27 protein-coding genes and 1 rRNA gene are annotated in these 25892 nt (G+C 62.4%); 14 read left to right on the forward strand and 14 right to left on the reverse strand.

Annotated features, from left to right (window positions below):
- Positions 1–222 precede the first annotated feature (222 nt).
- A 16S ribosomal RNA gene (locus tag C2H86_RS02680) occupies positions 223–1759 on the reverse strand.
- Positions 1760–2364: 605 nt separating this feature from the next.
- On the opposite strand from C2H86_RS02680, the gene rhtA reads away from it, so the two are divergent.
- Positions 2365–3252 (forward strand): threonine/homoserine exporter RhtA, encoded by an 888-nt coding sequence (gene rhtA, locus C2H86_RS02685; RefSeq protein WP_159411329.1) that lies wholly within the window; start codon positions 2365–2367, stop codon positions 3250–3252.
- 190 nt (positions 3253–3442) lie between these two features.
- Positions 3443–3724, forward strand: a complete 282-nt coding sequence (locus C2H86_RS02690; protein ID WP_103446677.1) for a hypothetical protein — start codon at positions 3443–3445, stop codon at positions 3722–3724.
- 56 nt (positions 3725–3780) lie between these two features.
- On the opposite strand, the gene C2H86_RS02695 is transcribed toward C2H86_RS02690, so the two are convergent.
- Positions 3781–5589 carry an aminopeptidase P family protein gene (locus C2H86_RS02695; protein ID WP_159411330.1) on the reverse strand — a complete coding sequence of 603 codons (1809 nt, stop codon included), beginning with the start codon at positions 5587–5589 and terminating at the stop codon, positions 3781–3783.
- 220 nt (positions 5590–5809) lie between these two features.
- On the opposite strand from C2H86_RS02695, the gene C2H86_RS02700 reads away from it, so the two are divergent.
- Positions 5810–6928 carry a DUF3182 family protein gene (locus tag C2H86_RS02700; RefSeq protein WP_159411331.1) on the forward strand — a complete coding sequence of 373 codons (1119 nt, stop codon included), beginning with the start codon at positions 5810–5812 and terminating at the stop codon, positions 6926–6928.
- Complete coding sequence (locus tag C2H86_RS02705; protein WP_159411332.1) at positions 6912–7682, forward strand: alpha/beta hydrolase family protein; 771 nt, start codon at positions 6912–6914, stop codon at positions 7680–7682. Before C2H86_RS02700 ends, C2H86_RS02705 begins: the two co-directional genes overlap by 17 nt.
- Here C2H86_RS02705 and C2H86_RS02710 read toward each other — a convergent pair.
- Complete coding sequence (locus tag C2H86_RS02710) at positions 7661–8041, reverse strand: antibiotic biosynthesis monooxygenase (RefSeq protein WP_159411333.1); 381 nt, start codon at positions 8039–8041, stop codon at positions 7661–7663. The two genes, C2H86_RS02705 and C2H86_RS02710, sit on opposite strands and share 22 nt — an antisense overlap.
- Before the next feature lie 86 nt (positions 8042–8127).
- Here C2H86_RS02710 and soxR point away from each other — a divergent pair, with 86 nt between their 5' ends.
- Positions 8128–8580 (forward strand): redox-sensitive transcriptional activator SoxR, encoded by a 453-nt coding sequence (soxR, locus tag C2H86_RS02715; protein WP_159411334.1) that lies wholly within the window; start codon positions 8128–8130, stop codon positions 8578–8580.
- On the opposite strand, the gene C2H86_RS02720 is transcribed toward soxR, so the two are convergent.
- A complete protein-coding gene (locus C2H86_RS02720) occupies positions 8572–9561 on the reverse strand; it encodes a GlxA family transcriptional regulator (RefSeq protein WP_159411335.1) in 990 nt (329 codons plus the stop codon). The genes soxR and C2H86_RS02720 overlap by 9 nt on opposite strands.
- Before the next feature lie 82 nt (positions 9562–9643).
- Here C2H86_RS02720 and C2H86_RS02725 point away from each other — a divergent pair, with 82 nt between their 5' ends.
- Complete coding sequence (locus C2H86_RS02725; protein ID WP_159411336.1) at positions 9644–10192, forward strand: cysteine hydrolase family protein; 549 nt, start codon at positions 9644–9646, stop codon at positions 10190–10192.
- 12 nt (positions 10193–10204) lie between these two features.
- Here the strand turns inward: C2H86_RS02725 and C2H86_RS02730 are convergent, their stop codons facing one another.
- Positions 10205–10768, reverse strand: coding sequence for a helix-turn-helix domain-containing protein (locus C2H86_RS02730; protein WP_159411337.1), 564 nt, complete (start codon positions 10766–10768; stop codon positions 10205–10207).
- 83 nt (positions 10769–10851) lie between these two features.
- Here C2H86_RS02730 and C2H86_RS02735 point away from each other — a divergent pair, with 83 nt between their 5' ends.
- The 7 genes from C2H86_RS02735 to C2H86_RS02765 all read left to right on the forward strand — a co-directional run bounded on the left by C2H86_RS02735 (position 10852) and on the right by C2H86_RS02765 (position 18009).
- Entirely contained in the window at positions 10852–11802 is a 951-nt protein-coding gene (locus C2H86_RS02735; protein ID WP_159411338.1) for a DMT family transporter, read from the forward strand.
- A 149-nt stretch (positions 11803–11951) separates the two neighbouring features.
- Positions 11952–14867 carry a monovalent cation/H+ antiporter subunit A gene (locus C2H86_RS02740; RefSeq protein ID WP_159411339.1) on the forward strand — a complete coding sequence of 972 codons (2916 nt, stop codon included), beginning with the start codon at positions 11952–11954 and terminating at the stop codon, positions 14865–14867.
- A complete protein-coding gene (locus C2H86_RS02745; protein WP_003250128.1) occupies positions 14867–15211 on the forward strand; it encodes a Na+/H+ antiporter subunit C in 345 nt (114 codons plus the stop codon). Before C2H86_RS02740 ends, C2H86_RS02745 begins: the two co-directional genes overlap by 1 nt.
- Entirely contained in the window at positions 15208–16887 is a 1680-nt protein-coding gene (locus C2H86_RS02750; RefSeq protein ID WP_159411340.1) for a monovalent cation/H+ antiporter subunit D, read from the forward strand. The genes C2H86_RS02745 and C2H86_RS02750 overlap by 4 nt, the downstream gene beginning before the upstream one ends.
- On the forward strand, positions 16884–17372 hold the full coding sequence (locus C2H86_RS02755; protein ID WP_159411341.1) for a Na+/H+ antiporter subunit E: 489 nt from the start codon (positions 16884–16886) through the stop codon (positions 17370–17372). The genes C2H86_RS02750 and C2H86_RS02755 overlap by 4 nt, the downstream gene beginning before the upstream one ends.
- Entirely contained in the window at positions 17369–17647 is a 279-nt protein-coding gene (locus tag C2H86_RS02760) for a K+/H+ antiporter subunit F (protein WP_103446664.1), read from the forward strand. Before C2H86_RS02755 ends, C2H86_RS02760 begins: the two co-directional genes overlap by 4 nt.
- Positions 17644–18009 carry a Na+/H+ antiporter subunit G gene (locus C2H86_RS02765; protein ID WP_159411342.1) on the forward strand — a complete coding sequence of 122 codons (366 nt, stop codon included), beginning with the start codon at positions 17644–17646 and terminating at the stop codon, positions 18007–18009. The genes C2H86_RS02760 and C2H86_RS02765 overlap by 4 nt, the downstream gene beginning before the upstream one ends.
- 11 nt (positions 18010–18020) lie before the next feature.
- On the opposite strand, the gene C2H86_RS02770 is transcribed toward C2H86_RS02765, so the two are convergent.
- Both C2H86_RS02770 and C2H86_RS02775 read right to left on the reverse strand, forming a co-directional pair.
- Positions 18021–18233: a hypothetical protein gene (locus tag C2H86_RS02770; RefSeq protein WP_159411343.1), complete on the reverse strand. Its 213-nt coding sequence runs from the start codon at positions 18231–18233 to the stop codon at positions 18021–18023.
- Complete coding sequence (locus C2H86_RS02775) at positions 18230–18700, reverse strand: hypothetical protein (RefSeq protein ID WP_159411344.1); 471 nt, start codon at positions 18698–18700, stop codon at positions 18230–18232. The genes C2H86_RS02770 and C2H86_RS02775 overlap by 4 nt, the downstream gene beginning before the upstream one ends.
- 307 nt (positions 18701–19007) lie before the next feature.
- Here C2H86_RS02775 and C2H86_RS02780 point away from each other — a divergent pair, with 307 nt between their 5' ends.
- Positions 19008–19205 (forward strand): hypothetical protein, encoded by a 198-nt coding sequence (locus C2H86_RS02780; protein ID WP_159411345.1) that lies wholly within the window; start codon positions 19008–19010, stop codon positions 19203–19205.
- Between the two features lie 6 nt (positions 19206–19211).
- On the opposite strand, the gene C2H86_RS02785 is transcribed toward C2H86_RS02780, so the two are convergent.
- The 7 genes from C2H86_RS02785 to C2H86_RS02815 form a co-directional block, all read right to left on the reverse strand.
- Positions 19212–19406, reverse strand: a complete 195-nt coding sequence (locus C2H86_RS02785) for a hypothetical protein (RefSeq protein ID WP_159411346.1) — start codon at positions 19404–19406, stop codon at positions 19212–19214.
- A gap of 186 nt (positions 19407–19592) precedes the next feature.
- The gene (locus tag C2H86_RS02790) at positions 19593–19997 is read right to left on the reverse strand and encodes a TraR/DksA family transcriptional regulator (protein ID WP_027919101.1); all 405 of its coding nucleotides are present in this window, start codon (positions 19995–19997) and stop codon (positions 19593–19595) included.
- A 317-nt stretch (positions 19998–20314) separates the two neighbouring features.
- Positions 20315–21088 carry an enoyl-CoA hydratase gene (locus C2H86_RS02795; protein WP_103446659.1) on the reverse strand — a complete coding sequence of 258 codons (774 nt, stop codon included), beginning with the start codon at positions 21086–21088 and terminating at the stop codon, positions 20315–20317.
- 13 nt (positions 21089–21101) lie between these two features.
- Complete coding sequence (locus C2H86_RS02800) at positions 21102–22229, reverse strand: acyl-CoA dehydrogenase (protein WP_159411347.1); 1128 nt, start codon at positions 22227–22229, stop codon at positions 21102–21104.
- Between the two features lie 8 nt (positions 22230–22237).
- Entirely contained in the window at positions 22238–23431 is a 1194-nt protein-coding gene (locus C2H86_RS02805; protein ID WP_159411348.1) for an acetyl-CoA C-acyltransferase, read from the reverse strand.
- 11 nt (positions 23432–23442) lie between these two features.
- Positions 23443–24210, reverse strand: a complete 768-nt coding sequence (locus C2H86_RS02810) for an SDR family NAD(P)-dependent oxidoreductase (RefSeq protein ID WP_159411349.1) — start codon at positions 24208–24210, stop codon at positions 23443–23445.
- A 13-nt stretch (positions 24211–24223) separates the two neighbouring features.
- A complete protein-coding gene (locus C2H86_RS02815; protein ID WP_159411350.1) occupies positions 24224–25870 on the reverse strand; it encodes an acyl-CoA synthetase in 1647 nt (548 codons plus the stop codon).
- Positions 25871–25892 lie beyond the last annotated feature (22 nt).

Here is a 25892-nt window from a genome sequence, read left to right on the forward strand (position 1 = left end):
TTCGCTCAATTAAGAGCAGAACTCACAAATTTTACCTTAGCCTGATCCACCAGCAGTGAAACTGGTGTTCAGTCTATATCTATCACATATCCGAATTTTTAAAGAACGATCTGACAAAAGTCAGAAATCAACATTCACAGGGAATGTTCATTACTGAGTTCTGATCAGCAAATGAATCAAGCAATTCGTGTGGGAGCTCATCAGTAGGCTGATGTCGTCGATTAAGGAGGTGATCCAGCCGCAGGTTCCCCTACGGCTACCTTGTTACGACTTCACCCCAGTCATGAATCACACCGTGGTAACCGTCCCCCCGAAGGTTAGACTAGCTACTTCTGGTGCAACCCACTCCCATGGTGTGACGGGCGGTGTGTACAAGGCCCGGGAACGTATTCACCGCGACATTCTGATTCGCGATTACTAGCGATTCCGACTTCACGCAGTCGAGTTGCAGACTGCGATCCGGACTACGATCGGTTTTGTGAGATTAGCTCCACCTCGCGGCTTGGCAACCCTCTGTACCGACCATTGTAGCACGTGTGTAGCCCAGGCCGTAAGGGCCATGATGACTTGACGTCATCCCCACCTTCCTCCGGTTTGTCACCGGCAGTCTCCTTAGAGTGCCCACCATTACGTGCTGGTAACTAAGGACAAGGGTTGCGCTCGTTACGGGACTTAACCCAACATCTCACGACACGAGCTGACGACAGCCATGCAGCACCTGTGTCAGAGTTCCCGAAGGCACCAATCCATCTCTGGAAAGTTCTCTGCATGTCAAGGCCTGGTAAGGTTCTTCGCGTTGCTTCGAATTAAACCACATGCTCCACCGCTTGTGCGGGCCCCCGTCAATTCATTTGAGTTTTAACCTTGCGGCCGTACTCCCCAGGCGGTCAACTTAATGCGTTAGCTGCGCCACTAAAATCTCAAGGATTCCAACGGCTAGTTGACATCGTTTACGGCGTGGACTACCAGGGTATCTAATCCTGTTTGCTCCCCACGCTTTCGCACCTCAGTGTCAGTATCAGTCCAGGTGGTCGCCTTCGCCACTGGTGTTCCTTCCTATATCTACGCATTTCACCGCTACACAGGAAATTCCACCACCCTCTACCGTACTCTAGCTTGCCAGTTTTGGATGCAGTTCCCAGGTTGAGCCCGGGGCTTTCACATCCAACTTAACAAACCACCTACGCGCGCTTTACGCCCAGTAATTCCGATTAACGCTTGCACCCTCTGTATTACCGCGGCTGCTGGCACAGAGTTAGCCGGTGCTTATTCTGTCGGTAACGTCAAAACAGCAAGGTATTAGCTTACTGCCCTTCCTCCCAACTTAAAGTGCTTTACAATCCGAAGACCTTCTTCACACACGCGGCATGGCTGGATCAGGCTTTCGCCCATTGTCCAATATTCCCCACTGCTGCCTCCCGTAGGAGTCTGGACCGTGTCTCAGTTCCAGTGTGACTGATCATCCTCTCAGACCAGTTACGGATCGTCGCCTTGGTGAGCCATTACCCCACCAACTAGCTAATCCGACCTAGGCTCATCTGATAGCGCAAGGCCCGAAGGTCCCCTGCTTTCTCCCGTAGGACGTATGCGGTATTAGCGTTCCTTTCGAAACGTTGTCCCCCACTACCAGGCAGATTCCTAGGCATTACTCACCCGTCCGCCGCTGAATCAAGGAGCAAGCTCCCGTCATCCGCTCGACTTGCATGTGTTAGGCCTGCCGCCAGCGTTCAATCTGAGCCATGATCAAACTCTTCAGTTCAATACTGCTTGGGTTTTTAAGAAACCCTAAACTTGGCTCAGCAATCTCAAATGACTATGTGATTTCTCGCATGGCCACTTGTGATGCTGATAATCTTTTTGACTATCAGTCCATACTCACAAGCACCCACACGAATTGCTTGATTCGATTTGTTAAAGAGCGTTTGGTTAAGAGCTTTTCGTCTCAACCGAGGCGCGCATTCTACGCTTTCCTCATTTCGTGTCAAGCGTTTATTTTGAAGTTTTTTGCGAGAAACTCGTTTAGCTTCAAACACTTGACTCGCTGCGATCACTCGCTAGCGGGAGGCGAATAATACAGCGTTTAAAACCGCTGTCAACCTTCATCTCAACCGCTATCGATCTTTCGACCGAAGCGCCTCCAACCTCACCTTAACTACCTAACTCATTGAATCTCAAGGAGTTTGTCGTTCCGATGTCGCTGGAAGTGGGGCGCATTATAAGGGGATTCGAAAGCGCGTCAACCTTTAATTTCATGAAATTGAAACATTCGATGAAAAGCCTATTAATGGAGCCTTGCACCTCACACCGCCAATTGCGCACTATATTGCACAACTCCGCACACCTCCCAAGGATAGCCGCTCAGAAATGAACACCCAGCCCCGCAGCCTGGCCGCCACTCTCTTCCCGATCGGCCTGCTGCTCATCGCCATGGCCTCGATCCAGTCCGGCGCCTCATTGGCCAAAAGCATGTTCCCCATCATTGGCGCTCAAGGCACCACCACCCTGCGCCTGATCTTTGCCAGCATCATCATGCTGCTGATCCTGCGACCATGGCGGGTGCGCATGACCGCCAACACCCTGCGCAACGTCGTCATCTACGGCATGTCCCTGGGCGGCATGAACTTCCTCTTCTATATGTCCCTGCAGACCACACCGCTGGGCATCGCCGTCGCCCTGGAGTTCACCGGCCCGCTGGCCGTGGCGCTTTTCGCCTCGCGCCGCGCGCTGGACTTCGTGTGGATTGCCCTGGCGGTCGCCGGCCTGTTGTTGCTGCTACCGGTCGGGCACGGCGGCCAGCCGCTCGATCTGCTGGGCGCAGCCTATGCACTTGGCGCGGGTGTGTGCTGGGCACTGTACATTCTGTTTGGCCAACGTGCCGGCGCCGAGCACGGCATCCAGAGCGCCGCCCTCGGCGTGGTGGTCGCGGCCTTGTTTGTCGCGCCCATCGGCATCGTGCATGCCGGCAGTGCATTGCTCACTCCTGCCGTAATCCCGTTGGCACTGGGCGTCGCCGTGCTTTCGACCGCCCTGCCCTATAGCCTGGAAATGGTCGCCCTGACCCGCATGCCAGCGCGTACTTTCGGCACGCTGATGAGCATCGAACCGGCGATTGGCGCACTGTCGGGCCTGCTGTTCCTCGGTGAAGTCCTGAGCACCACCCAGTGGCTGGCAATTCTTGCCATTATCGCAGCCTCGGTCGGCGCCACACTGTCCATGCGTCGCGAGGCAAAGCCCGCACTCGCCGCCGACTGATTTGAGAAATATTTTCATTTGAGACGAGATTAATCATTGTCCCCACTCGCCTCGCTGATTAAGCTGTCACAAAATCATAATCTTTACGCTATCTACTTGTGCGGACACGGAAGCCGAGGATGATTCAGGAAGAACCGAAGCGATAACGACTGGGCCAGACAATTGATCAGCCCTGCAATTAAGGACAGGAATGAAACGTATTTTGCTCATCCTGGCCGTCTTGGCCATTGCCGGATGCGCCGCAACGGCCAAGACTGAGGTCAAAAGGGGAAAAAAAGGCCTGCATATCAATTGCTCCGGCCTCTCTTCGTCATGGGACAAGTGCTACAGCAAAGCGGCCACGTCCTGCAGCTCTCGCGGATACAAGGTGATCGCCCGCTCCGGAGACACGGACGAAGAGCCCGGTGACTACCTGTTCGGCATCAACCCCGCCGGCTACACCAGCCGTAGCATGATTGTCATCTGCAAATAAGAAAGGGCAGCCCGCGAGCTGCCCTTCTTTTATTTACCGACGTGCGGGCAACCAGGTCAAAGCGGCGCTGTGCGCGCTTTCAGCCAATCCAGCGAAGCCCCTTGCAACAAGGGCGCCAGACGCTCATGTACCGTTGCATGGTATTGGTTCAGCCAATCCCGCTCTTCCTTGGCCAGCATTTCAGGAAGCAAGCAACGCGTATCGATAGGGCACAGCGTCAAGGTCTCGAAGCACAGGAACTCACCAAACGCACTCTTGCCCGCGTCGCGGTTCGCCACCAGGTTCTCGATACGCACGCCCCAGGCGCCAGGCCGGTAGGTACCTGGCTCGATCGAGCTGATCATGCCCGCCTGCATGGCCGTCTGTGGCGTGGTTGCCGCCTGGTAGGCAATCACCTGGGGACCTTCGTGCACATTCATGAAGTAGCCAACGCCATGCCCGGTACCATGACCGTAGTCGACCTGATCTGCCCAGATCGGCGCCCGTGCAATGGCGTCGAGCAACGGCGACAGGATGCCGCGCGGGAAGCTGGCACGCGACAAGGCGATCATGCCCTTGAGAACACGCGTGCAGTCCTGCTTCTGCTCCACGCTCGGCGTGCCCACCGGAACCATCCGCGTGATGTCGGTGGTGCCGCCCATATACTGCCCTCCGGAATCGATCAACAGCAGGCCATCACCTTCGATGACTGCATGGGACGCTTCGGTAGCGCGGTAATGCGGCATCGCGCCATTGCCATTGAATGCCGCAATGGTCGAAAAACTGAGCGAGACGAAGCCTGGTCGGCGGGCACGCGCAGCACTCAACTGCTCATCGACGGTCAATTCGGTGATGGCTTCCTGGCCCTGATGCGCCTCGAACCAGGCGAAGAATTCGCACAAGGCCGCGCCATCCTGCTCCATGACCTGGCGGATGTGCACCAACTCCTCTTCACCCTTGCGTGATTTGCTCAGTGTGGTCGGGTTCAGCCCTTCGACCAGTTGGACCTGAGCATCCAGGTGCTTAAGCAAGCCACAGGTCACGCGAGCCGGGTCGACCAGCAACCGGCTATCTGGAGCCAGCTCCGCCAATGCCTGCTGAACGGCGTTGTAATCGCGCACTTCGATGCCGTCGACCGCAAGTACATGGCGCAAGTGCTCATCGAGTTTTCCGGCACCGACGAACAGGATCGCCTGCTCCTTGCCGATCAGAGCAAAGGCAACAAAAACCGGGTTGTAGGACACATCACTGCCGCGCAGGTTGAACAGCCAGGCGATGTCGTCCAGGGTCGCGATGAAGTGCCAATCGGCCCCCTTGTCCTGCAGCGTGGCCCGCAGCTGGCCAAGCTTCTCGGCCCGGCTGACCGTGGCGTGGGGCGGCAGGTGCTGATAGATCGGGTTGCCTGGCAGCGCCGGGCGGCCCTCCCATACCTCGGCGAGCACGTCCCGATCGGTTACCAGACGCGCCTCGCGGGCCTTGAGCCGCTCTTCGAGCTGGCGCGCCGAAGCCAGTGCCATGACCGCGCCATCCACGGCCACGGCGCCCTCCAGCCGAACATTGTCACCCAGCCACTCCAGCGCTCCCGGCTTGCCTGGCAACAGTTTCATCAAGTCGATGCCACTACCGGCCAGCTCTTTCTCGGCTTGCTCCCAGTAACGGCTGTCGACCCACACACCGGCAAAGTCTGCGGTAACCACCAGCGTGCCTACCGAACCATCAAAGCCTGACAGCCAGCGACGCCCCTGCCAATAACCCGGCAGATACTCGGAAAGATGCGGGTCGGCCGACGGCACCAGCAGGGCATCGACCTCTTCCCGGGCCATGACTGCGCGCACGCGCGCCAGGCGCTCCGGCACACTTTGCTGAATCGTGGTCTGAACGTTCATGCGCACTCCTGCGGACACATCGTGGTTGTTCCAGGATGAGGATAATGGAACAGCTGCCACGGTGCCGCAATCATGGCGACCGACTCACGGCATGCTATGCCCATGACGTCACCTGCAATCAAGACGCTTCCTACATCTGTGCCGGGACCACCAGTCACTTCCAGCTGAACTTACCGCTGACACGGGCTTCACAACCTGTACATTCATTGCACACAGGCAGATGCCCATGCCCAGTGCCAACGACCGGAAGACCGCTGTGGTATTGCTCGACACCCGCGAGCACACCCCGGAACATGAACATGCCGTGCACTTGAAACTGGCTGAGCGACTGGCCCGGTTGCTCGGCTGCCATGCCGTAATGGCCGATGTGCCAGCCAAGGAAGACACTCACTTCTATTACTTGCCTACCGAAACCCTGGTCGGCCCTGAGCGTTATGCCGCCATGGGCATTTATTGCGAGCAGGACCTGTTCGGTGGACTGGTCAGCCACCCTTACATGGCCACCAAGGCCATTTCCCACCCGCTGCCGGCAGATGCCGAATTCCCACCGGGCTGGACTGATGCCTTCGCCCGCCAGGCGAGTGATGCACTGCTCTGCGGCTACACCGTGTTTAGCAAGGCCGATGCCCGGCGCGCCACCCAATTGCTGCTGCTTGATGGCCCGCTCCGAGTCAAGCCAGTGCTGGCCTGCGCCGGCCGCGGCCAGCACGTCATTACCCATGCGGACCAACTGGAACCGCTGCTGGCCAACATCGATGAGCGGGACCTGGCCCTGTGGGGGCTGGTACTGGAAGAAGACCTGAGCAATGTAGAGACCTTCAGCGTCGGCCAGATCCGCGTCGCCGGCTTGACCTGCAGTTATCACGGCACCCAGCAGCTGACGCGAGACCACCAGGGCTGCGAAGTCTACGGCGGCTCCGAGCTCGTCGTGGTCCGTGGCGACTATCAGGCCCTGCTGCAGCTGCCCCTGGAAGATCACCTGCGCCTTGCTATCAACCAGGCCATGGCCTACGAACAAGCCGCCGAGCAGCACTTCCCGGGCTTCATCGCATCGCGGCGCAACTACGACATCGCCCGCGGCACCACGGCCCAAGGCCGTCTGCGCAGCGGCGTGCTCGAACAATCCTGGCGCCTGGGGGGCGCCAGCAGCGCAGAGCTCCTGGCACTGCAGGCATTCGCCGACGACCCGGCACTGCAGCAGGTATGCGCCTCCACCCATGAAGTATTCGGCACCCCCGACCTGCCCGCTGACGCCACCCTCTTCTATCAAGGAAACGACAGTGAACTCGGACAACTCAGCAAATACGCGCGGATTCGCCAGCATGAGCATTCAAAGTGAAACCGTGGAGCTGCAGGTCGAAGATGACAGCATCGTCGGCACCCTGGTCAGCCCCGGCAGCAAGATGCCCGGCATTCTCTTCGTTCACGGCTGGGGCGGCAGCCAGCAGCGCGACCTGGCGCGCGCCCGGCACATCACCGGGCTCGGCTGCGTGTGCATGACCTTCGACCTGCGCGGCCACGAGAAGACCGAAAGCCAGCGCCTGACCGTCACCCGCGAACAGAACCTCAAGGACCTGCTGGCCGCCTACGACCGGCTGGTCAGCCACCCGGCGGTGGACAGCAGCGCCATCGCCATCATCGGCAGCAGTTACGGGGGATACCTGGCTACCCTGCTGACCTTGCAGCGGCCGGTAAAATGGCTGGCCTTGCGCGTGCCCGCGATGTATTGGGACGACGAGTGGAACATGCCCAAGCAAGCCCTTGATCGCCAGCGCCTGAACGATTACCGGCTGCGCCTGCTCGGCCCTTCCGACAACCGTGCTCTGGCCGCCTGTGCCGAGTTTACCGGCGATGTGTTGCTGGTCGAATCGGAGCAGGATGACTATGTGCCGCACGCCACGCTGATGAGTTACCGCTCGGCATTCGTCAGCGCTCATTCGCTGACCCATCGCATCGTCGATGGTGCCGATCACGCGCTATCCAGCGAGGAAAGCCAGAAGGCCTACAGTTCGATCCTGGCTGCCTGGATCAGCGAGATGGTGGTCGGCGCACGCCTGGACCGCTACCCGCACTACGCCCCCTGGTATGCCTGAGCATCACCGACCTGGCAGTGCAATCCGCCATCAGCCCCGCGCACCAGGCTGCGCAATGTCTGGTACGCAGCAAAGTTGACACCACGCGCCTGATGGCGGCTGAGCAGGTCGAAGAATGGCTCTTCGGCAAAACAGTCCGCAGCCTCCACCCAGGCCAGGCGTGACTGCCATTGCAGATACTGCAAGACCCGGCTGCCATCGTCGCTGGCCTGAATGCTGACACTCTGCAACCCTTGGCAACGCACAGCCAACTCTTCACTGCGCGTGACCAAGGCCTCTGCCAGCGCCGCCTGGCGCGAAGCGGGTACTTCATATTCGATCATCTGGGTAAACCACAGGGAATGCGGGCTGGCCGTCATGGCGAGTCTCCTTGCTGCGAACGCTTGCTTCGGAATGGACTGCAGGGTAAAACCTCCAGTTAACTCAAGGTCAAGCGTTTTTTCCCATGCCCAACACAGCACCTGCCGCGACGGAAAAGCTGCTCAGTGTCGGCCAGCTTGCTGCTCGCAGCGGCGTGGCCGTGACCGCGCTGCATTTCTATGAAACCAAGGGCCTGATCCAGAGCACCCGCAATGCCGGGAACCAGAGGCGCTATCCGAGGGCAATGCTGCGTCGGGTCGCGGTAATCAAGATGGCCCAGCGCCTGGGCATTCCGCTGGCCGAGATTGCCTCTGCCCTGGCCGCCCTGCCCAACGACCACACCCCGACGGCCGAAGACTGGCAGCGTCTCTCTGCACGCTGGCGCGAGGACCTGAACCACAGAATCGACGAAATGGTCAGGCTGCGCGACCAGCTCGATGGCTGCATTGGCTGCGGTTGCATGTCGCTGAAGGAATGCCCGCTGCGTAACCGCCAGGATCATTTGGCTGATGAGGGGCCGGGGCCGCACCTACCCTGAACAGGGCAAGGCGAGGCGCTGCCGATACTCGCTAGGTGTCAGGCCGGTGATGCGTTGAAACACCTTGCGAAAGGCCCCCGGGTCCTGATACCCGACTCCCCAGGCAATCTGCTCGACCGTGCGTCGGGTGAACTCCAGCATCCGGCAGGCACGCCCCACCCTTACCTGCTGGCAGTACTCGGTGGGCTTAAGGCCGGTGGCCGCACGGAAGCGCCTGAGGAATGTGCGCGCCTCCAGCCCGGCGCAGGCTGCCATGCCGGCGAGGTCGGCATCTTGCGCACCGGCTGCCTGCAACCAGTGCTGAACCTTCAGCACCGCCTCGTCACCGTGATCCAGGCGCGGACTGAACAATGCTCCCGGCAAAGGCCTGGCAACTGGCTCGACGGACATGTAGCGCGCCGTCTCCCAGGCCACCGAGGCACCGAGATAGCGCTCCAGCAGGCGTAGCCCCAGTTCAGTCCAGGCCATCAACCCGGCAGATGTCATGATGTCGCCGTCATCCAGCAGTGGCTGGTTGGCCTCCACATGGACCTTGGGGTAACGCTCGGCGAGGCTCTGCGCGTAATTCCAATGAGTACTGGCTGCCCGGCCATCGAGCAGGCCACTGGCGGCGATGAAGAACACGCCGATGCACACCGATGCCAGCACCGTGCCCTGGCCATGCCGCTGGCACAAGGGCTGCTTATGCCGCTCTAGCAAGTCTGGCGGCGGGGTCGACTCCAGGCTCGGTGGAATGATCAACACACGCAGCGGCTGGCTCGGCGGGCCTGGGCTATCTTCAATGAACTGCAACTCACCCGCCTCATCGACCTGCCAGTGGCTGACCCTGATCTGCAACAGCCCGGCAGCGCCCAATTCGGCGGCCACGCGATTGGCCACGCTGAACAGGTCGCTCAGACCATGCAGCGCCGCGCGTTGCGCGCCCGGGTAATGCAGCAGGCCGATTTCCAGAATGCCGGGGCTGTCAGTTTTTGCCGTCATTGTGTCGATCGCGCCAATCCTCAAGTCGATGCCCACAGCCTATAACTATCGTCATCCAACGACTACTGCCACAGGAGGCAGCATGAGCAAGCAGGCCCTGATCATCATCGACATCCAGAACGATTACTTCCCCGGCGGCAAATGGACCCTCGACGGTGCCGACAAGGCGGCTGACAACGCCGCACGCCTGCTCGCCGCAGCCCGTAAGAAAGGCGACCTCGTGGTTCACGTGCGGCATGAGTTCGACAGCGCCGATGCGCCATTCTTCGCCCCGGGCACCCAAGGCTCGGCCATTCATTCAAAGGTTGCGCCAACGGCGGGCGAACCCGTGGTACTCAAACACAAGGTCAACGCGTTTCTCGGCACCGATCTGAAGCAGACGCTGGATCAGCATCAGGTCAAGGCCGTGACCATCGTCGGCAGCATGAGCCACATGTGCATCGACGCCGCCTCCCGCGCGGCCGCCGACTTCGGCTTCGACGTCACCGTGGCACACGATGCCTGCGCCACCTTGCCGCTGGAATTCGATGGCAAGCAGGTACCGGCCGCCCATGTGCACGACTCGGCCATGGCCGCGCTGGCGTTTGCCTATGCCAAGGTGGTGAAGACCGACGAGCTGCTCAAGGGCTGACCTTCAAACCGGTCAGATCACCACATTACGCACGAAGCGCACGGGCACTGCTCCATCATTGCGGTAGGCATAGCGGCAGTTGCTGGGGAACACATGGAACTGCCCGACCTGCAGGCAGTGCTCGGCGCCTTCGATGATCAGCGTCAATTGGCCTTCGGCCACGTAGATCTGCTCACTCCAGCCCTCGGCATCGGCTTCGCTGGTGTAGCACTCGCCAGGCGCGAGGGTCCACTCCCAGATTTCCACTTCGCGCCGGGCCGTGCTGCTGGCCAACAGCACGGCCTTGCTTTGCGGGTGCTCGCCGGTCCAGGCAAGCTCGTCGATACGGCTGGGGTCGCGCTGATCCGGGGCCTGGATAAGGGTACTGAACGCCACCCCGAGGGCTTCGGCAATCAGGTCGAGGGTGGTCAGGCTGACATTCTTCTCGCCCGCCTCGATCGCCACCAGCATTCGCCGGCTGACCCCGGAGCGCTCGGCCAAAGCGCTCTGGCTCATCCCGACCGCGTTGCGCAGGCTGCGGACATTAAGGCTGACATGCTGCAGCACCGATGCACGGTGCGCGGAATCTTTGTGCACTATATTGCTCACTTGTACGGGTTGCGCAGTATACTGCCCACTTTGCGGCGATTGTGCGCCGCCCCCTCCGAGTGCGCAAGACCATGAGCCAACCGACCAGCAGCCCACACACCACGGTATCTTTTCGCCTGAGCAAGGCAGAAATGGTGCTGGTGTTCATCACCATGCTGTGGGGCGGTACCTTCCTGCTGGTGCACAACGTCATGACCGTGAGCGGCCCGATGTTCTTCGTCGGCCTGCGCTTCGCCGCAGCGGCGCTGTTCGTCGGCCTGGCCTCGGCGCGTGCGTTGTCCGGGCTGACCTTCACCGAACTGAAGGCCGGCGTGCTGATCGGCGTGTCCATCATGCTGGGCTACGGCCTGCAGACCATGGGCCTGCAAACCATCAGCAGCAGCCAGTCGGCATTCATCACCGCGCTCTATGTCCCGTTCGTGCCACTGCTGCAATGGCTGGTGCTGGGCCGCCGCCCAGGGCTGATGCCGAGCATCGGCATCTGCCTGGCGTTCGTCGGCCTGATGCTGCTGGCCGGCCCCGAAGGCGGCGCGCTGCATTTCAGCGAGGGTGAAGTGGTGACCTTGGTGAGCGCGGTGGCCATCGCCGCCGAGATCATCCTGATCAGCCGCTTCGCCGGCCAGGTCGATGTGCGCCGGGTCACCGTGGTGCAGTTGGCGACCGCTTCGCTGCTGGCGTTCCTGATGATCGTGCCGACCCAGGAGCGTCTCCCCGACTTTTCCTGGTTGCTGTTGCTCAGCGCGCTGGGGCTGGGCGCCATGAGCGCGGTGATCCAGGTGGCGATGAACTGGGCACAGAAGTCGGTTTCGCCCACCCGTGCCACGCTGATCTACGCGGGCGAGCCGGTATGGGCCGGCATTGTCGGGCGCATTGCCGGCGAGCGCCTGCCAGGCATCGCACTGATCGGCGGGTTGCTGATCGTCATCGCCGTGGTGGTCAGCGAGCTGAAGATCCGCCGCAATCGTGAAACCAGCGACACCCTCGAAGCGCCAGCCCCCCGCGAAACCGAAGCCGGGCTGTAAAGCGCCCGGCAGCGTCTATGCTCTGTAAAAAACTGTTATAAAAAAACAGCTTGTCACAGCGCTTTTGTAGGATTCTGCGACAGCTTGCGTGTTGGTGATCAACGGCCCGGCACGTATGATCCTTGCAAACCTTTCCAGAATAGAACGCTATGTCATTGATAGTGCTACTGCTTCTGCCGTTCGTGGGCAGTTGCCTGGCAGCTGTGCTGCCACACAACGCACGTAACGCCGAGTCCATCCTTGCCGGGCTCGTGGCCCTGGTCGGCACCGTCCAGGTAGCACTGCTGTACCCTCAGGTTGCCGATGGCGGCGTGATCCGCGAAGAACTGCTGTGGTTGCCCAGCCTGGGCCTGAACCTGGTCCTGCGCATGGACGGGTTCGCCTGGCTGTTCTCATTGCTGGTACTGGGTATCGGCACCCTGGTGTCGCTGTATGCACGCTATTACATGTCGCCGCAAGACCCGGTGCCGCGCTTCTTTGCCTTCTTCCTGGCATTCATGGGCGCCATGCTCGGCCTGGTGATCTCCGGCAACCTGATCCAGCTGGTGTTTTTCTGGGAACTGACCAGCCTGTTCTCGTTCCTGCTGATCGGTTACTGGCATCACCGCGCCGACGCCCGCCGCGGCGCCTACATGGCCTTGATGGTCACCGGGGCCGGTGGTCTATGCCTGCTGGTAGGGGCCCTGCTGCTCGGCCATGTGGTCGGAAGCTACGACCTGGACAAGGTCCTGGCTGCCGGCGAAACCATCCGCCAGCACGCACTGTACCCGGTGCTGCTGCCGCTTATCCTGATCGGCGCACTGAGCAAGAGTGCGCAATTCCCCTTCCAGTTCTGGCTGCCCCATGCCATGGCAGCACCCACTCCGGTTTCCGCTTATCTGCACTCGGCGACCATGGTCAAGGCCGGCGTGTTCCTGCTGGCGCGTCTCTGGCCCGTGCTGTCGGGCAGTGAAGAATGGTTCTGGATCGTTGGCGGCGCGGGTGCCATCACCCTGTTGCTGGGCGCCTTTGCCGCGATGTTCCAGAACGACCTCAAGGGTCTGCTGGCCTATTCGACCATCAGCCACCTGGGCCTGATCACCCTGCTGCTGGGCCTCAACAGCCCGCTGGCCGCAGTCGCCGCGGTGTTCCACATTCTCAACCACGCCACTTTCAAGGCCTCGCTGTTCATGGCCGCCGGCATCATCGACCATGAAAGCGGCACCCGTGACATCCGCCGCCTGAGCGGCCTGATCCGCATGGTGCCCTACACCGCGACCCTGGCCATGGTGGCCAGCGCCTCGATGGCCGGCGTGCCGTTGATGAACGGCTTCCTCTCCAAGGAAATGTTCTTTGCCGAAACCGTGTTCATCAACTCCACTGCCTGGGTCGAAGCGACCCTGCCGGTGATCGCCACCCTTGCCGGAACCTTCAGCGTCGCCTATGCCCTGCGCTTCACCGTCGACGTCTTCTTCGGGCCTACTGCAAAGGGCCTGCCGCACACGCCGCACGAGCCACCGCGGTGGATGCGTGCACCGGTCGAACTGCTGGTGCTCACTTGCCTCGTGGTGGGTATCTTCCCCGCCCAGTCGGTCGGCCCGCTGCTGGCCGCCGCCGCATTGCCGGTGGTGGGTGGCACGCTGCCGGAGTACAGCCTGGCCATCTGGCACGGCTGGAACGCCCCGCTGATCATGAGCCTGGTAGCCATGAGCGGCGGTATCGTCCTCTACCTGCTGCTGCGCAACCAGCTGCGCCTTGGGCGCTTCCCGTATCCGCCGCTGATCGAGCGTTTCAATGGCAAGCGTCTGTTCGAACACGGTCAGGTCCGGCTGATGCTGCTGGCGCGGCGCATGGAGCGGTTGATGACCAGCCGCCGCCTGCAGTCGCAATTGTTCATGCTGGTGCTGGCAGCCTTCCTCGCCGGCCTCACGCCGATGCTGTACAGCGGCCTGAGCTGGGGCGACCGGCCGAAGATCCCGGGCTCCGGCGTGTTCGTCGCGCTGTGGCTGATCGCCATTGCCTGCGCCATCGGCGCCGCCTACCAGGCCAAGTACCACCGCCTGGCGGCGTTGATCATGGTCGGCGTCTGCGGCCTGATGACCTGCATTACCTTCGTCTGGTTCTCTGCACCGGACCTGGCCCTTACCCAGCTGGTGGTAGAGGTGGTCACCACGGTACTGATCCTGCTCGGCCTGCGCTGGTTGCCACGACGTATCGAAGGCGTCTCGCCGCTGCCTGGCAGCCTCGACCGCGCCCGCGCCCGACGCCTGCGCGACCTGCTGCTGGCGGTGCTGGTCGGCGGCGGCATGGCGACGCTGTCGTACGCCATGCTGACCCGGCCAACGCCCAACGACATCTCGTCGTTCTACCTCAGCCGCGCCCTGCCGCAAGGCGGCGGCACCAATGTGGTCAACGTGATGCTGGTGGACTTCCGCGGTTTCGATACCCTCGGCGAGATCACCGTGCTGGTGGCCGTGGCACTCACCGTGTTCGCCCTGCTGCGGCGCTTCCGCCCGCCGAAGGAGAGCATGCAGTTGCCGGCCCAGCAGCGCCAGCTGGCCCCCGATGTGGTCACCGACCTGATCAACCCGCGGCATGCCACCGACACCGCACTTGGCTTCATGATGGTGCCGGCAGTACTGGTGCGCCTACTGCTGCCGATCGCCCTGCTGGTGTCGATGTACCTGTTCATGCGCGGCCATAACCAGCCGGGTGGCGGTTTCGTTGCCGGCCTGGTGATGTCGGTGGCGTTCATCCTCCAGTACATGGTGGCTGGCACCCAGTGGGTCGAAGCACAGATGAGCCTGCGGCCACTGCGCTGGATGGGCACCGGGCTGCTCTGCGCGACCTTGACCGGGGTCGGTGCCATGCTGCTCGGCTACCCGTTCCTCACCACCCATACCGCCCACTTGCACCTGCCGCTGCTCGGTGACGTGCATGTGGCCAGCGCGCTGTTCTTCGACATCGGCGTGTACACCGTGGTGGTCGGCTCGACCCTGCTGATCCTCACCGCCCTGGCGCACCAGTCGGTGCGCGCCTACCGCCCGGGCAATCCGTCGAAGTCCAGCCAAGCAGGAGCCGCCTGATGGAAGAAGTCATTGCAGTCGCCATCGGTGTACTGGCCGCCTCGGGGGTGTGGTTGATCCTGCGCCCGCGCACCTATCAGGTGATCATGGGCCTGTGCCTGCTGTCGTATGGGGTCAACCTGTTCATCTTCAGCATGGGCAGCCTGTTCATCGGCAAGGAGCCGATCATCAAGGACGGCGTGACCCAGGACCTGCTGCACTACACCGACCCGCTGCCGCAGGCGCTGGTGCTCACCGCCATTGTCATCAGCTTTGCCATGACCGCGCTATTCCTGGTGGTACTGCTGGCATCGCGCGGCCTGACCGGCACCGACCATGTGGACGGCCGGGAGCGTGACGAATGAGTGGCATGAGTCAACTGATCGTCGCCCCCATCCTGCTGCCGCTGCTGACGGCGGCCGTGATGCTGTTGCTGGGCGAGAAGCATCGCCAGATCAAAGCACGCCTGAACCTGCTGTCCACCGTCACCGGGCTGGCCATCGCGGTCTGCCTGTTGCTGTGGGTGCGCACCCAGGGGCAGGCGGAATCGATCGGCGTCTACCTGCCCGGCAACTGGCCCGCGCCCTTTGGCATCGTGCTGGTGGTCGATCACCTTTCAGCCCTGCTGCTGACCCTGACCGGCGTGATCGGCATCAGCGCCCTGCTGTTTGCCCGCGCCCGCTGGGATGGTGCCGGCGCCAGCTTCCATGCGTTGTTCCAGATCCAGCTGATGGGCCTGTATGGCGCCTTCCTCACCGCTGACCTGTTCAACCTGTTCGTGTTCTTCGAGGTATTGCTGGCCGCCTCCTACGGCTTGCTGCTGCATGGCTCGGGCCGTGCACGGGTGCGTGCCGGGCTGCATTACATCGCCATCAACCTGTTTGCCTCATCGCTGTTCCTCGTTGGCGCGGCGATGCTGTATGGCGTGACCGGCACCCTCAACATGGCCGACCTGGCCCTGAAGGTCCCGCTGGTACCAGAAGCCGATCGCGGCCTGCTGCACGCGGGCGCGGCGATCCTGGCCATCGCATTCCTGGCCAAGGCCGGCATCTGGCCGCTGAATTTCTGGCTGGTGCCCGCGTACGCGTCCGCCAGTGCGCCCGTCGCCGCGCTGTTCGCCATCATGACCAAGGTCGGCCTGTATGCCGTACTGCGCCTGTGGACCTTGCTGTTCTCCGGGCAGGCCGGTGCTTCGGCGCATTTCGGCGGCCAATGGCTGGTCTACGGCGGCCTGGTCACCCTGGCCGTGGCGGCAGTGTCGATACTGGCCGCGCAGCGCCTGGAGCGGATGGCCGCCCTGAGCATTCTGGTTTCTGCCGGCACCCTGCTTGGCGCGGTCGGTTTCGCCCAATCGGCGCTCACTGGCGCAGCGCTGTTCTACCTGGTCAACTCGACCCTGGCGCTGTGCGCGCTGTTCCTGCTCGCAGAACTGGTCGAGCGCTCGCGCTCTGCCAACGAAGCGCCGCTGGACGAAGAAGAAGACGCTATGCCTTCACCGCTCGAGTCGCTGCACCCACCCAAGGGCATCAACCTCGACGACGAGCAGAAGGTGGTCATCGGTCAGATCATTCCCTGGACCATGGCGTTCCTCGGCCTGAGCTTCATTGCCTGCGCGCTGCTGATCATCGGCATGCCACCGCTATCCGGTTTCGTCAGCAAGCTCAACCTGATCAGCGCGCTGTTCAATCCGCAGGGTCTGGGCATGCCAGCCGAACAACCCCTTTCGGCAGCGGGCTGGGTGCTGGTGGCCCTGCTCATCCTGTCGGGCATGGCTTCGCTGATTGCTTTCGGCCGGGTCGGCATCCAGCGCTTCTGGAAGCCCGAGGAACGTCCCTCACCCGTGCTGCGCCGCTACGAGTGCCTGCCGATCGTGATCCTGCTCGGCCTGTGCATCATCCTCAGCTTCAGGGCTGAACCGCTGCTGCGCTACACCCAGGACACCGCCGCCAGCCTGCAGGCACCGAACGCCTACATCGAAGCCGTGATGGCTGCCCGCCCTGTCCCAGGCCCGACCACACTCGACGTACAGGTGCAGCCATGAGCCGACTGTTCCCCGCGCCGCTGCTGTCCGCGGCACTTTTCGTGCTCTGGCTGCTGTTGAACCTGTCGGTCAGCCCCGGCAACCTGTTGCTGGGCGCAGCACTTGGCGTACTGGCCCCGCTGCTGATGGCACCGTTGCGCCCACAATACGCGCATGTGCGCAAACCCTGGGTGGTAGCAAGGCTGATTGGCCGGGTCGGCATCGATGTCATCCGTTCCAATCTGTCGGTAGCCATTGGCGTGCTGCGCGCCGGGCAACGTCCGCCACATTCGGCCTTCGTGCACATCCCGCTGGACCTTCGCGACGCCCACGGCCTTGCGGCCCTGTCGATGATCACCACGGTGGTGCCCGGCACCGTGTGGTCGGAGCTGGCCCTGGACCGCAGCGTACTGCTACTGCATGTGTTCGAACTGGATGACGAAGCGGCCTTCATCGAGCACTTCAAGCTCACCTACGAACGCCCCTTGATGGAGATCTTCGAATGACAGGCCTGCTCGCCAATGCAGTTCTCGCCAGCCTGTTCATCTTCGCCCTGGCCATGGGCCTGGCGTTGATCCGGCTGTTTCGCGGCCCCTCCGCCCAGGACCGGGTACTGGCACTGGACTACCTGTACATCCTGGGCATGCTGACGATGCTGGTACTGGGGATCCGCTATGCCAGTGACACCTACTTCGAGGGCGCACTGCTGATCGCCCTGTTCGGCTTTGTCGGCTCGTTCGCCCTGGCCAAGTTCCTGTTGCGTGGTGAGGTGATCGAATGACCGAAACCCTTGAACTGCCGTTCTGGCTGGAGCTGGTCACTGCCGCCCTGCTGCTGATCGGCAGCCTCTTCGCGCTGATCGGCGCCATTGGCCTGCTGCGGCTCAAAGACTACTTCCAGCGCATGCACCCGCCAGCACTGGCATCGACCATCGGCGCCTGGTGCGTGGCGCTGGCATCGATCATCTACTTCTCCTGGCTCAAGGATGGCCCGGTGCTGCACGCCTGGCTGATTCCGATCCTGCTGTCGATCACGGTGCCGGTCACCACCCTGCTGCTGGCCAGGGCCGCGCTGTTCCGCAAGCGCATGGCGAAAGAAGACGTACCTGAAGAAGTGAGCAGCGGCCGCGATCGCGGCAATTGAAACGGCTGGGCTCAGCCTTGGGCAAGGCGCTGCAGCTCACGCCGCACCATGGCGGCATAGGGAGGCGGGCTCAGCTGATAGAGCTGGGCGGCCACCCAGCTCAACCAGCTCGAGCCCATTGCCTCACGTTGCGCCAGCAGGCGCTGGGCCTCGGCCATGGCTTGCGCCTGGTGCTGCCGATGAAACTCGGCACGCGTCCCAGGCACTTCGTCACTTTCACTCATTCACTGGCCTTGAAGGTGGTCAGCTCGCCCTTGCGCCACTTGGCGACCTTGCCGGTCACCGCCTTGAGCAACTTGCCCAGGCCTTCCTGAACCTGCTGCTGCGCAGCGAACACCAGCATCACGCCCTGCCCTTCGCGGAACACGATGCCCTCGCCTTCCGGCACCGATACAAATGCGTAGTCGCCCACACCATAGACGTTCAGCTTGATCTCGCGAAAGCGCATTTCCAGCTTGCCGCCTTCGCGGCTGGGCAAGACGGCGGCGCGGAAATGATCGCCGACCTTCAGTTCCAGGCGCTGCTTGTCATCGACCACCAAGGCGCTCTCGGTGTCGATCTCGGCCATGTACAGGCCTTCGGGGCTCTGCTCGGTGACATAAATGAAACGACCCTGAAACAGCTTGGCCAACTTGCCGCGCAAATCGCCCAAGGCAAACAAGGCGTGGGTATCCAGTGTACTGACTGCCAATGAAGTAATCCTCAAACCGGTGACATCCGCCCTCACTCGGAGTCGGTGAGGTACGGCCATTTCAATTCGATAGGCGAAAAGAATAATAAAGTGATACACGAAACGTCTGTGCCCGCTGGCGATACAGCACGCAGGAAACTTTACTCTGGCTTGCCAGATATTGCTTCAACACAGGCTTTCGGCATATTCCCTGTCAGGGAAGCGTAATGTCTGACAACAAACCCGCCAGAAAAGATGCGATAGATAACTGCAGGCCCCTCGGCAGAACGGGCTCAGGCATCCATCAGCGCATTACCGGGGAATGAATATGCACGAAAACACTGAAATCCGTCGAGAGGTAAAGAACATTTCTTACCTCGCAGGTGGCAGCAAAAAGCCACGCTATGTCGTGATACCTGCAGGTATCGAGTTCTTTCACGTTACCGAAAGCGCGACTGGCAGAGTCAAGGGCTTCCGCCGTTTGCACCGCGACGCCTGCGCATTGGCCCGCAGCCTGGAAGCCTGAAACCGTTCAGGCGGCGTGGCCATCTTGCATAAGCTGCAACCAGGCCGCCTGACATTCCTTGGCCTCGCCACGGGTGGCGAACGCGGTACCACGGCGCTCGCCATTGACCAAGACCACCCAACAGACCCGCTTGCCCAATGCCTGCAAGCTCGCTGGCACACCTGAACCGATCATCACCGCTACATCGACCCGGCTGTTCATCATTCCCTCCGGCACTTAGATAGCACCCTAACGATAAGGTCATGATACGCCCAGCGACGGCCGTGTAACAGCGCATCCTGGTACAGCAGTGTTACGCCTTGAGCAACAAATAGCAGGAGGCCTTTCCCGCAAGAAACGCAAAAAGCCCCAGGGATCGCTCCATGGGGCTTGGCGCACTGCGTCCGGTCAGACCTGACGCTGGTGGCGGTCGAGCTGCTCGTGGCGCTCCTGGGCTTCGATGCAGTACTTGGTGGTCGGGCTGATCAGCAGACGCTTCAGGCCGATTGGCTCACCACTGTCGTCGCACCAGCCGAAGCTCTCGTCGGAGATACGGTCCAGGGCCATTTCCAGCTGCGGCAGCAAGCGCTGGTCGCGGTCGATGGCATTCACCAGCCAGCTGCGCTCTTCCTCGACCGACGCCACGTCGGCAGGATCCGACGGGGTGTCCAGGCCTTCGATGGTGGCGCGGCTCAGCTCGATGCGTTCATGGGTTTCGACTTTCATCGCCTGCAGCAGGCCAGCAAAGAAAGCCAGCTGGTCAGCGTTCATGTAGTCATCGGCCGACATGGCCAGCAACTGTTCCTTGGTCATCGATTTCTCTATGAAAAAATGTGCATTTGGGCGATTCAGGTGCCGCCGACGCCTTGGCATCGGCAGCGGAATTCTTCAAGCGCCAACCGGCACTCTTTTACAGGGGGCGGCAGTCTAAGGCGCCACGTCGCCTTGAGCAACAGCAATCATGGGAGAAATTGCCCGAAAGGGGCTGGAATCCGCCCGCTGGCACCCTTGCCGGCCCCGCAAAGAAAGCGCCACGGTATACCAATGTATACCGTGGCGCCGACCTGCCCGCTTCACGCACCCGGGCAAAACACTGTGCACGGGACTGCCGCAACAGTGCCTCGCTCGCTTCAACGATCCTTGAATTGTGCTTCGCGCTTGGCAATGAAAGCCGCCATGCCTTCTTTCTGATCTTCGGTGGCGAACGCGGCATGGAACACTCGGCGCTCGAAGCGCACACCTTCGCTGAGGGTCACCTCGAACGCGCGGTTGACGCTTTCCTTGACCATCATGCTGACCGGGATCGACTTGCTGGCAATGGTGGTGGCGACCTTCAGCGCCTCTTCCAGCAGCTCTGCCTGCGGCACGATACGCGCCACCAGGCCGGCACGTTCGGCTTCCTCGGCACCCATCAGGCGACCGGTCAGGCACAGTTCCATGGCCTTGGCCTTGCCCACCGCACGGGTCAGGCGTTGGGTGCCGCCCATGCCCGGCAGCACGCCGAGGTTGATTTCCGGCTGGCCGAACTTGGCATTGTCGGCAGCGAGGATGAAGTCGCACATCATCGCCAGTTCGCAACCACCGCCCAGGGCGAACCCGGAGACTGCGGCGATGATCGGTTTGCGTCGGTTGGCGATGCGGTCGGAATCGCTGAACAAGTCTTCCACGTAGATCTGCGGATATTGCAGCTCGGCCATCTCCTTGATGTCGGCGCCGGCGGCAAACGCCTTGGCAGAGCCGGTGAGCACCACGCAGCCGATGTTCGGGTCACGCTCGAGCTGGTCGAGGGCCTGGTTGATCTCGCCGACAATCTGCGCATTCAGCGCGTTCAGCGCCTGGGGGCGATTGAGGGTGATCAGGCCGACCTTGCCGTGGATGTCCAACAGGATGGTTTCGAATGCCATGCAGTCTGCTCCTTCAAAGATTGCGCGCAATGACCATGCGCTGAATGTCGCTGGTGCCTTCGTAGATCTGGCAGACCCGAACGTCACGGTAGATCCGCTCCAGCGGGAAGTCGCTCAGATAGCCATATCCGCCCAAGGTCTGCAAGGCATCCGAACAGACCTTTTCGGCCATTTCCGAGGCAAACAGCTTGGCCATCGACGCTTCCACCAGCGCCGGGCGCCCGGCGTCACGCAGCGCGGCCGCGTGCAGCACCATCTGCCTGGCCACGGCAATCTTCGTGGCCATGTCGGCCAGGCGGAAGGCCACGGCCTGGTGTTCGATCAGCGCTTTGCCGAAGCTCTGCCGCTCCTTGGCATAGTCGCGTGCCACTTCGAAGGCCGCGCGGGCCATGCCCACCGCCTGCGAGGCAATACCGATGCGGCCGCCTTCGAGGTTGGCCAGGGCGATCTTGTAGCCCTCGCCTTCCGCGCCCAGGCGGTTGGCCACCGGCACACGCACATTGTCGAAGACAATCTGGCAGGTGTCCGAGGCATGCTGGCCCAGTTTGTCCTCGACCCTTGCCACCTGGTAGCCCGGGGAGTCGGTGGGCACGATGAAGGCGCTGATGCCACGCTTGCCGGCATCCGGATCGGTCACGGCAAAGACGATCACCACCCCGGCATTCTGCCCGGACGTGATGAACTGCTTGCTGCCGTTGAGCACATAGTGGTCACCCTCCAGCCGTGCACGGGCCTTCAGGCTGCTGGCGTCGGAACCGGCCTGCGGCTCGGTCAGGGCGAAGGCACCCAGCATCGAGCCCATGGCCAACGGGGTCAGGAACTGCGCTTTCTGCTGCTCGTTGCCGAACCGAAGGATCGGTACGCAACCCACCGAGTTGTGCACGCTCATGATGGTCGAACAGGCACCGTCACCGGCAGCGATCTCTTCCAGCGCCATGGCGTAGGCCACGTACCCGGTGTCACTGCCACCCCACTGCTCCGGCACCAGCATGCCGAACAAGCCAAGCTCGGCCATTTCCTCGATGGCCTCCTTGGGGAACCGGTGCGTCTTGTCCCACTGCTCAGCGAAGGGTTTGAGACGCTCCTGGGCAAAGTCGCGTACCGCATCGGCGATCTGTTGTTGCTCGTCAGTTACCAACATGGTTCACCTCAATACAGGCATTCGACTGCCATGGCCGTGGCCTCGCCACCGCCGATGCAGATGGCGGCCACGCCGCGACGCAGGTTGTTCTGGCGCAGGGCCGACAGCAGGGTCACCAGGATACGTGCGCCCGAAGCGCCGATCGGGTGGCCCAGGGCGCAGGCGCCACCGTGGATATTGACCTTGTCGTGCGGCAAGTCGAGGTGCTTCATGGCCGCCAGGGTGACCACGGCAAACGCTTCGTTGATCTCGAACAGGTCGACGTCGCCCAGGTTCCAGCCGGTTCGCTTCATCAGTTTGTCGATGGCACCGATCGGCGCGGTCGGGAACAGTGCCGGGGTATCGGCGAACGCGGCGTGGCCGTGGATCACCGCCAACGGCTTGAGGCCACGCTTGTCAGCTTCGGAGCGACGCATCAGCACCAGCGCTGCAGCACCGTCGGAGATCGAGCTGGAGTTGGCGGCGGTCACCGTCCCCCCTTCGCGGAAGGCCGGCTTGAGCTGAGGGATCTTGTCCAGGCGCGCCTTGGGCGGTTGCTCGTCGTCCTTGACGACGCGCTTGTCCTTGCCCTCGGTGACCTCTACCGGCACGATCTCGGCAGCAAAGCGGCCGCTTTTGATAGCGTCCTGGGCGCGGGTCAGCGAGGTGATGGCGAACTGGTCCTGGGCTTCGCGGCTGAAGGCATTGGCCTGGGCGCAGTCTTCTGCAAAGGTTCCCATCAGGCGACCCTTGTCGTAGGCATCTTCCAGGCCGTCCATGAACATGTGGTCGATGATCTTGCCGTGGCCCATGCGATAGCCGCCACGGGCCTTGTCCAGCAGGTAGGGTGCGTTGGTCATGCTTTCCATGCCCCCGGCCACCACCACGTCGGCGCTGCCGGCCAACAGCAGGTCATGGGCCATGATTGCCGCCTGCATGCCCGAGCCGCACATCTTGTTCAGGGTGGTGCAGGTGGTGTGCTTGTCCAGCCCGGCACCGAGCGCAGCCTGACGCGCGGGGGCCTGGCCCTGGCCGGCGGGCAGCACGCAGCCGAACAGCACCTGCTCGACACTGGCGGCGTCGATGCCGGCGCGCTCCACCGCACCGCGGATGGCTGCGCTGCCCAGCTGCGGCGCGGTCAGGCTCTTGAGGTCGCCCTGCAGCCCGCCCATGGGCGTGCGCACGGCGCTGACGATAACGATCGGGTCACTGGCGAGGGTCATGTGCGTTCTCCTTACTTGGCAGCCATGCGCAGTGCGCCGTCGAGGCGGATCACCTCGCCGTTGAGCATGCTGTTCTCGATGATGTGGCGGGCCAGCGCGGCGTATTCCTGAGGGCGGCCCAGGCGCGCCGGGAACGGCACGCCAGCCGCCAGCGAGGCACGTACCTCATCGCTCATGCCGGCCATCATCGGGGTTTCGAAGATGCCCGGGGCGATGGTCATCACGCGGATGCCGAAGCGCGCCAGTTCACGGGCCGCCGGGAGGGTCAGGCTGGCGATCGCGCCCTTGGAGGCCGCATAGGCGGCCTGGCCGATCTGGCCGTCGTAGGCGGCGATGGAGGCGGTGTTGATGATCACCCCGCGCTCGCCACCGTCATCGGCAGCACCTTCAGCCATGGCCGCGGCGGCCAGGCGCAGCAGGTTGAAGCTGCCGACCAGATTGACGTTGATGACCTTGGCGAAGCTGGCCAGGCCATGCGGGCCCTGTTTGCCCAGCACTTTTTCGGCACCGACGATACCTGCGCAGTTGACCAGCCCGTGCAGGCTGCCAAAGGCGCTGACGGCCGAATCGACCGCCACCTGGGCGGCCTGTTCGTCGCTGATGTCAGCCACCGCGAAGCGGGCGTTGTCACCCAGCTCACGGGCCTTGGCCTCGACCGCCTGGGCGTTGAGGTCGACCAGCATGACCTTGGCGCCGGCCTCGACCAGCATCTGCGCGGTGGCAGCGCCCAACCCGGAGGCGGCGCCGCTGACGATGAAGTGTTTGTTGGCTATCTGCATGATCGGGTTCCTTTCAGGCGCTGGCAGGGGTGGCCTGTTGCGCGTGTTGTTTGGCGACTTCCTGATTGCGCAGGATGAAGCGTTGCAGCTTGCCGCTCGGGGTCTTGGGCAGCTCGCTGACGAAGTCGATTTCGCGGGGGTAGGCATGCGCGTAGAGGCGCTGGCGCACATGCTGACGCAGGGTTTCTTCCAGCTCGGCGCTGCCCTGGTAATCGCTGGCCAAGACGACGAAGGCCTTGATCAGCTCGGTGCGCTCGGGGTCCGGCTTGCCGATCACCGCCGCTTCGATCACCGCCGGGTGCTCGATCAGCGCGCTTTCCACATCGAAAGGACCAACGCGGTAACCGGAGGTGGTGATCACATCGTCGCTGCGGCCGACAAAACTGATGCTGCCGTCCGGGTTGAGCTCGACTGTGTCGCCACTGAGGTAGTACTTGCCGACAAAGGCCTTGGTCGGCAGGCCGTGGTAGCCGCCGAACCAGCACAGCGGCGACTGCTCACGATCCACCGCGAGGATGCCCGGCTGGCCGGCCGCCAGTTCGTTACACTGCTCGTCCAGCACCACGATGCGGTGGCCAGGGATGGCGAAGCCGGCCGAGCCCAGGTGCACGGGGTGCTGCAGGCCATGGTGATTGCACAGCACCATGCCTAGCTCGGTCTGGCCGTAATGGTCGTGGATGGTCACCCCCAGTTCGTCGGCGAACCAGCGAATCACTTCGGGGTTGAGCGGTTCGCCGGCGCTGCTGACGACCCGCAAGCGGCCCTGGATCGGTGCCGAAAAGCAATCGCCAGCAGCGATGAGCAAGCGGTACGCCGTGGGTGAGCCCGCCAGGTTGGTGATGCCCAGTTTGTCGATCACCCGTGCGCAACTGTCGACGCTGAACGGGCCGTCGTAGAAGGTGGTGGCATGGCCCAGCGCCAACGGCCCGGTGACCGCGTAGTAGAGGCCGTAGGCCCAGCCCGGGTCGGCCAGGTTCCAGAAGTGATCGTCGGGGCGCAGGTCGATGGCGTCACGCATGTAGCCCTGAAAAGCGACAATGGCGCGTAGCGGGACCTCCAGCGGTTTGGCCGGGCCGGTCGTGCCAGAGGTGAACATCAGCAGGAACGCGTCGTCCCCCGAGCGCATCACCGGTTCACACTCATCGGCCGCAGCCTCCAGGCAATGACGAAAATCCAGTTCACCACTACGGGCCTTGACCGTGATGATCGTCGGGCAACCCTGCACCTCGTCGAGCTTGGCACGGTTATGGGCATCGGTGACCACCACGCGGGCGTGGGACTGCTCCAGGCGGTGCTCGATGGCTTTGGGGCCAAAGGCCGTGAATAATGGCTGGTACACCGCCCCCAGGCGCCAGGTGGCGAGAATCGTCACCAGCAACTCGGCGGTGCGCGGCATCAGGCCGGCGACCCGATCGCCAGGGCCCACTCCCTGCGCCTTGAGCACATTGGCGAAGCGGGAAGCCTGGATCTTGAGCTGATCGAAGCTGTAACGGGCAGCGTTGCCATCACGGTCTTCACAGACCAGCGCCAGCTTGTCAGCACCGGCATGGCGGTCACAGCATTCGACACAGGCATTGAGGGCAGTGAGGTCGCCATGCAACGCCGCTGCAGCGGCTTGGGCATGGTCGAACGCACGAGTTGCCTCGGCGTAATCGCGCATCGTCGGACTCCTGGTTTCTTGT

It is taken from the genome of Pseudomonas putida (genome assembly GCF_009883635.2).
GTDB lineage: Bacteria > Pseudomonadota > Gammaproteobacteria > Pseudomonadales > Pseudomonadaceae > Aquipseudomonas > Aquipseudomonas putida_W.

Coding starts and splice junctions, on each gene's coding strand:
- C2H86_RS02740 (WP_159411339.1), top strand. CDS start 11,952: ATGTCATTGATAGTGCTACTGCTTCTGCCGTTCGTGGGCAGTTGCCTG.
- C2H86_RS02810 (WP_159411349.1), bottom strand. CDS start 24,210: ATGCAGATAGCCAACAAACACTTCATCGTCAGCGGCGCCGCCTCCGGG.
- C2H86_RS02765 (WP_159411342.1), top strand. CDS start 17,644: ATGACCGAAACCCTTGAACTGCCGTTCTGGCTGGAGCTGGTCACTGCC.
- C2H86_RS02755 (WP_159411341.1), top strand. CDS start 16,884: ATGAGCCGACTGTTCCCCGCGCCGCTGCTGTCCGCGGCACTTTTCGTG.
- C2H86_RS02695 (WP_159411330.1), bottom strand. CDS start 5,589: ATGAACGTTCAGACCACGATTCAGCAAAGTGTGCCGGAGCGCCTGGCG.
- C2H86_RS02705 (WP_159411332.1), top strand. CDS start 6,912: ATGAGCATTCAAAGTGAAACCGTGGAGCTGCAGGTCGAAGATGACAGC.
- soxR (WP_159411334.1), top strand. CDS start 8,128: ATGCCCAACACAGCACCTGCCGCGACGGAAAAGCTGCTCAGTGTCGGC.
- C2H86_RS02735 (WP_159411338.1), top strand. CDS start 10,852: ATGAGCCAACCGACCAGCAGCCCACACACCACGGTATCTTTTCGCCTG.
- C2H86_RS02725 (WP_159411336.1), top strand. CDS start 9,644: ATGAGCAAGCAGGCCCTGATCATCATCGACATCCAGAACGATTACTTC.
- C2H86_RS02690 (WP_103446677.1), top strand. CDS start 3,443: ATGAAACGTATTTTGCTCATCCTGGCCGTCTTGGCCATTGCCGGATGC.
- C2H86_RS02760 (WP_103446664.1), top strand. CDS start 17,369: ATGACAGGCCTGCTCGCCAATGCAGTTCTCGCCAGCCTGTTCATCTTC.
- C2H86_RS02785 (WP_159411346.1), bottom strand. CDS start 19,406: ATGAACAGCCGGGTCGATGTAGCGGTGATGATCGGTTCAGGTGTGCCA.
- C2H86_RS02805 (WP_159411348.1), bottom strand. CDS start 23,431: ATGACCCTCGCCAGTGACCCGATCGTTATCGTCAGCGCCGTGCGCACG.
- C2H86_RS02795 (WP_103446659.1), bottom strand. CDS start 21,088: ATGGCATTCGAAACCATCCTGTTGGACATCCACGGCAAGGTCGGCCTG.
- C2H86_RS02720 (WP_159411335.1), bottom strand. CDS start 9,561: ATGACGGCAAAAACTGACAGCCCCGGCATTCTGGAAATCGGCCTGCTG.
- C2H86_RS02750 (WP_159411340.1), top strand. CDS start 15,208: ATGAGTGGCATGAGTCAACTGATCGTCGCCCCCATCCTGCTGCCGCTG.
- rhtA (WP_159411329.1), top strand. CDS start 2,365: ATGAACACCCAGCCCCGCAGCCTGGCCGCCACTCTCTTCCCGATCGGC.
- C2H86_RS02815 (WP_159411350.1), bottom strand. CDS start 25,870: ATGCGCGATTACGCCGAGGCAACTCGTGCGTTCGACCATGCCCAAGCC.
- C2H86_RS02700 (WP_159411331.1), top strand. CDS start 5,810: ATGCCCATGCCCAGTGCCAACGACCGGAAGACCGCTGTGGTATTGCTC.
- C2H86_RS02780 (WP_159411345.1), top strand. CDS start 19,008: ATGCACGAAAACACTGAAATCCGTCGAGAGGTAAAGAACATTTCTTAC.
- C2H86_RS02710 (WP_159411333.1), bottom strand. CDS start 8,041: ATGACGGCCAGCCCGCATTCCCTGTGGTTTACCCAGATGATCGAATAT.
- C2H86_RS02800 (WP_159411347.1), bottom strand. CDS start 22,229: ATGTTGGTAACTGACGAGCAACAACAGATCGCCGATGCGGTACGCGAC.
- C2H86_RS02770 (WP_159411343.1), bottom strand. CDS start 18,233: ATGAGTGAAAGTGACGAAGTGCCTGGGACGCGTGCCGAGTTTCATCGG.
- C2H86_RS02790 (WP_027919101.1), bottom strand. CDS start 19,997: ATGACCAAGGAACAGTTGCTGGCCATGTCGGCCGATGACTACATGAAC.
- C2H86_RS02745 (WP_003250128.1), top strand. CDS start 14,867: ATGGAAGAAGTCATTGCAGTCGCCATCGGTGTACTGGCCGCCTCGGGG.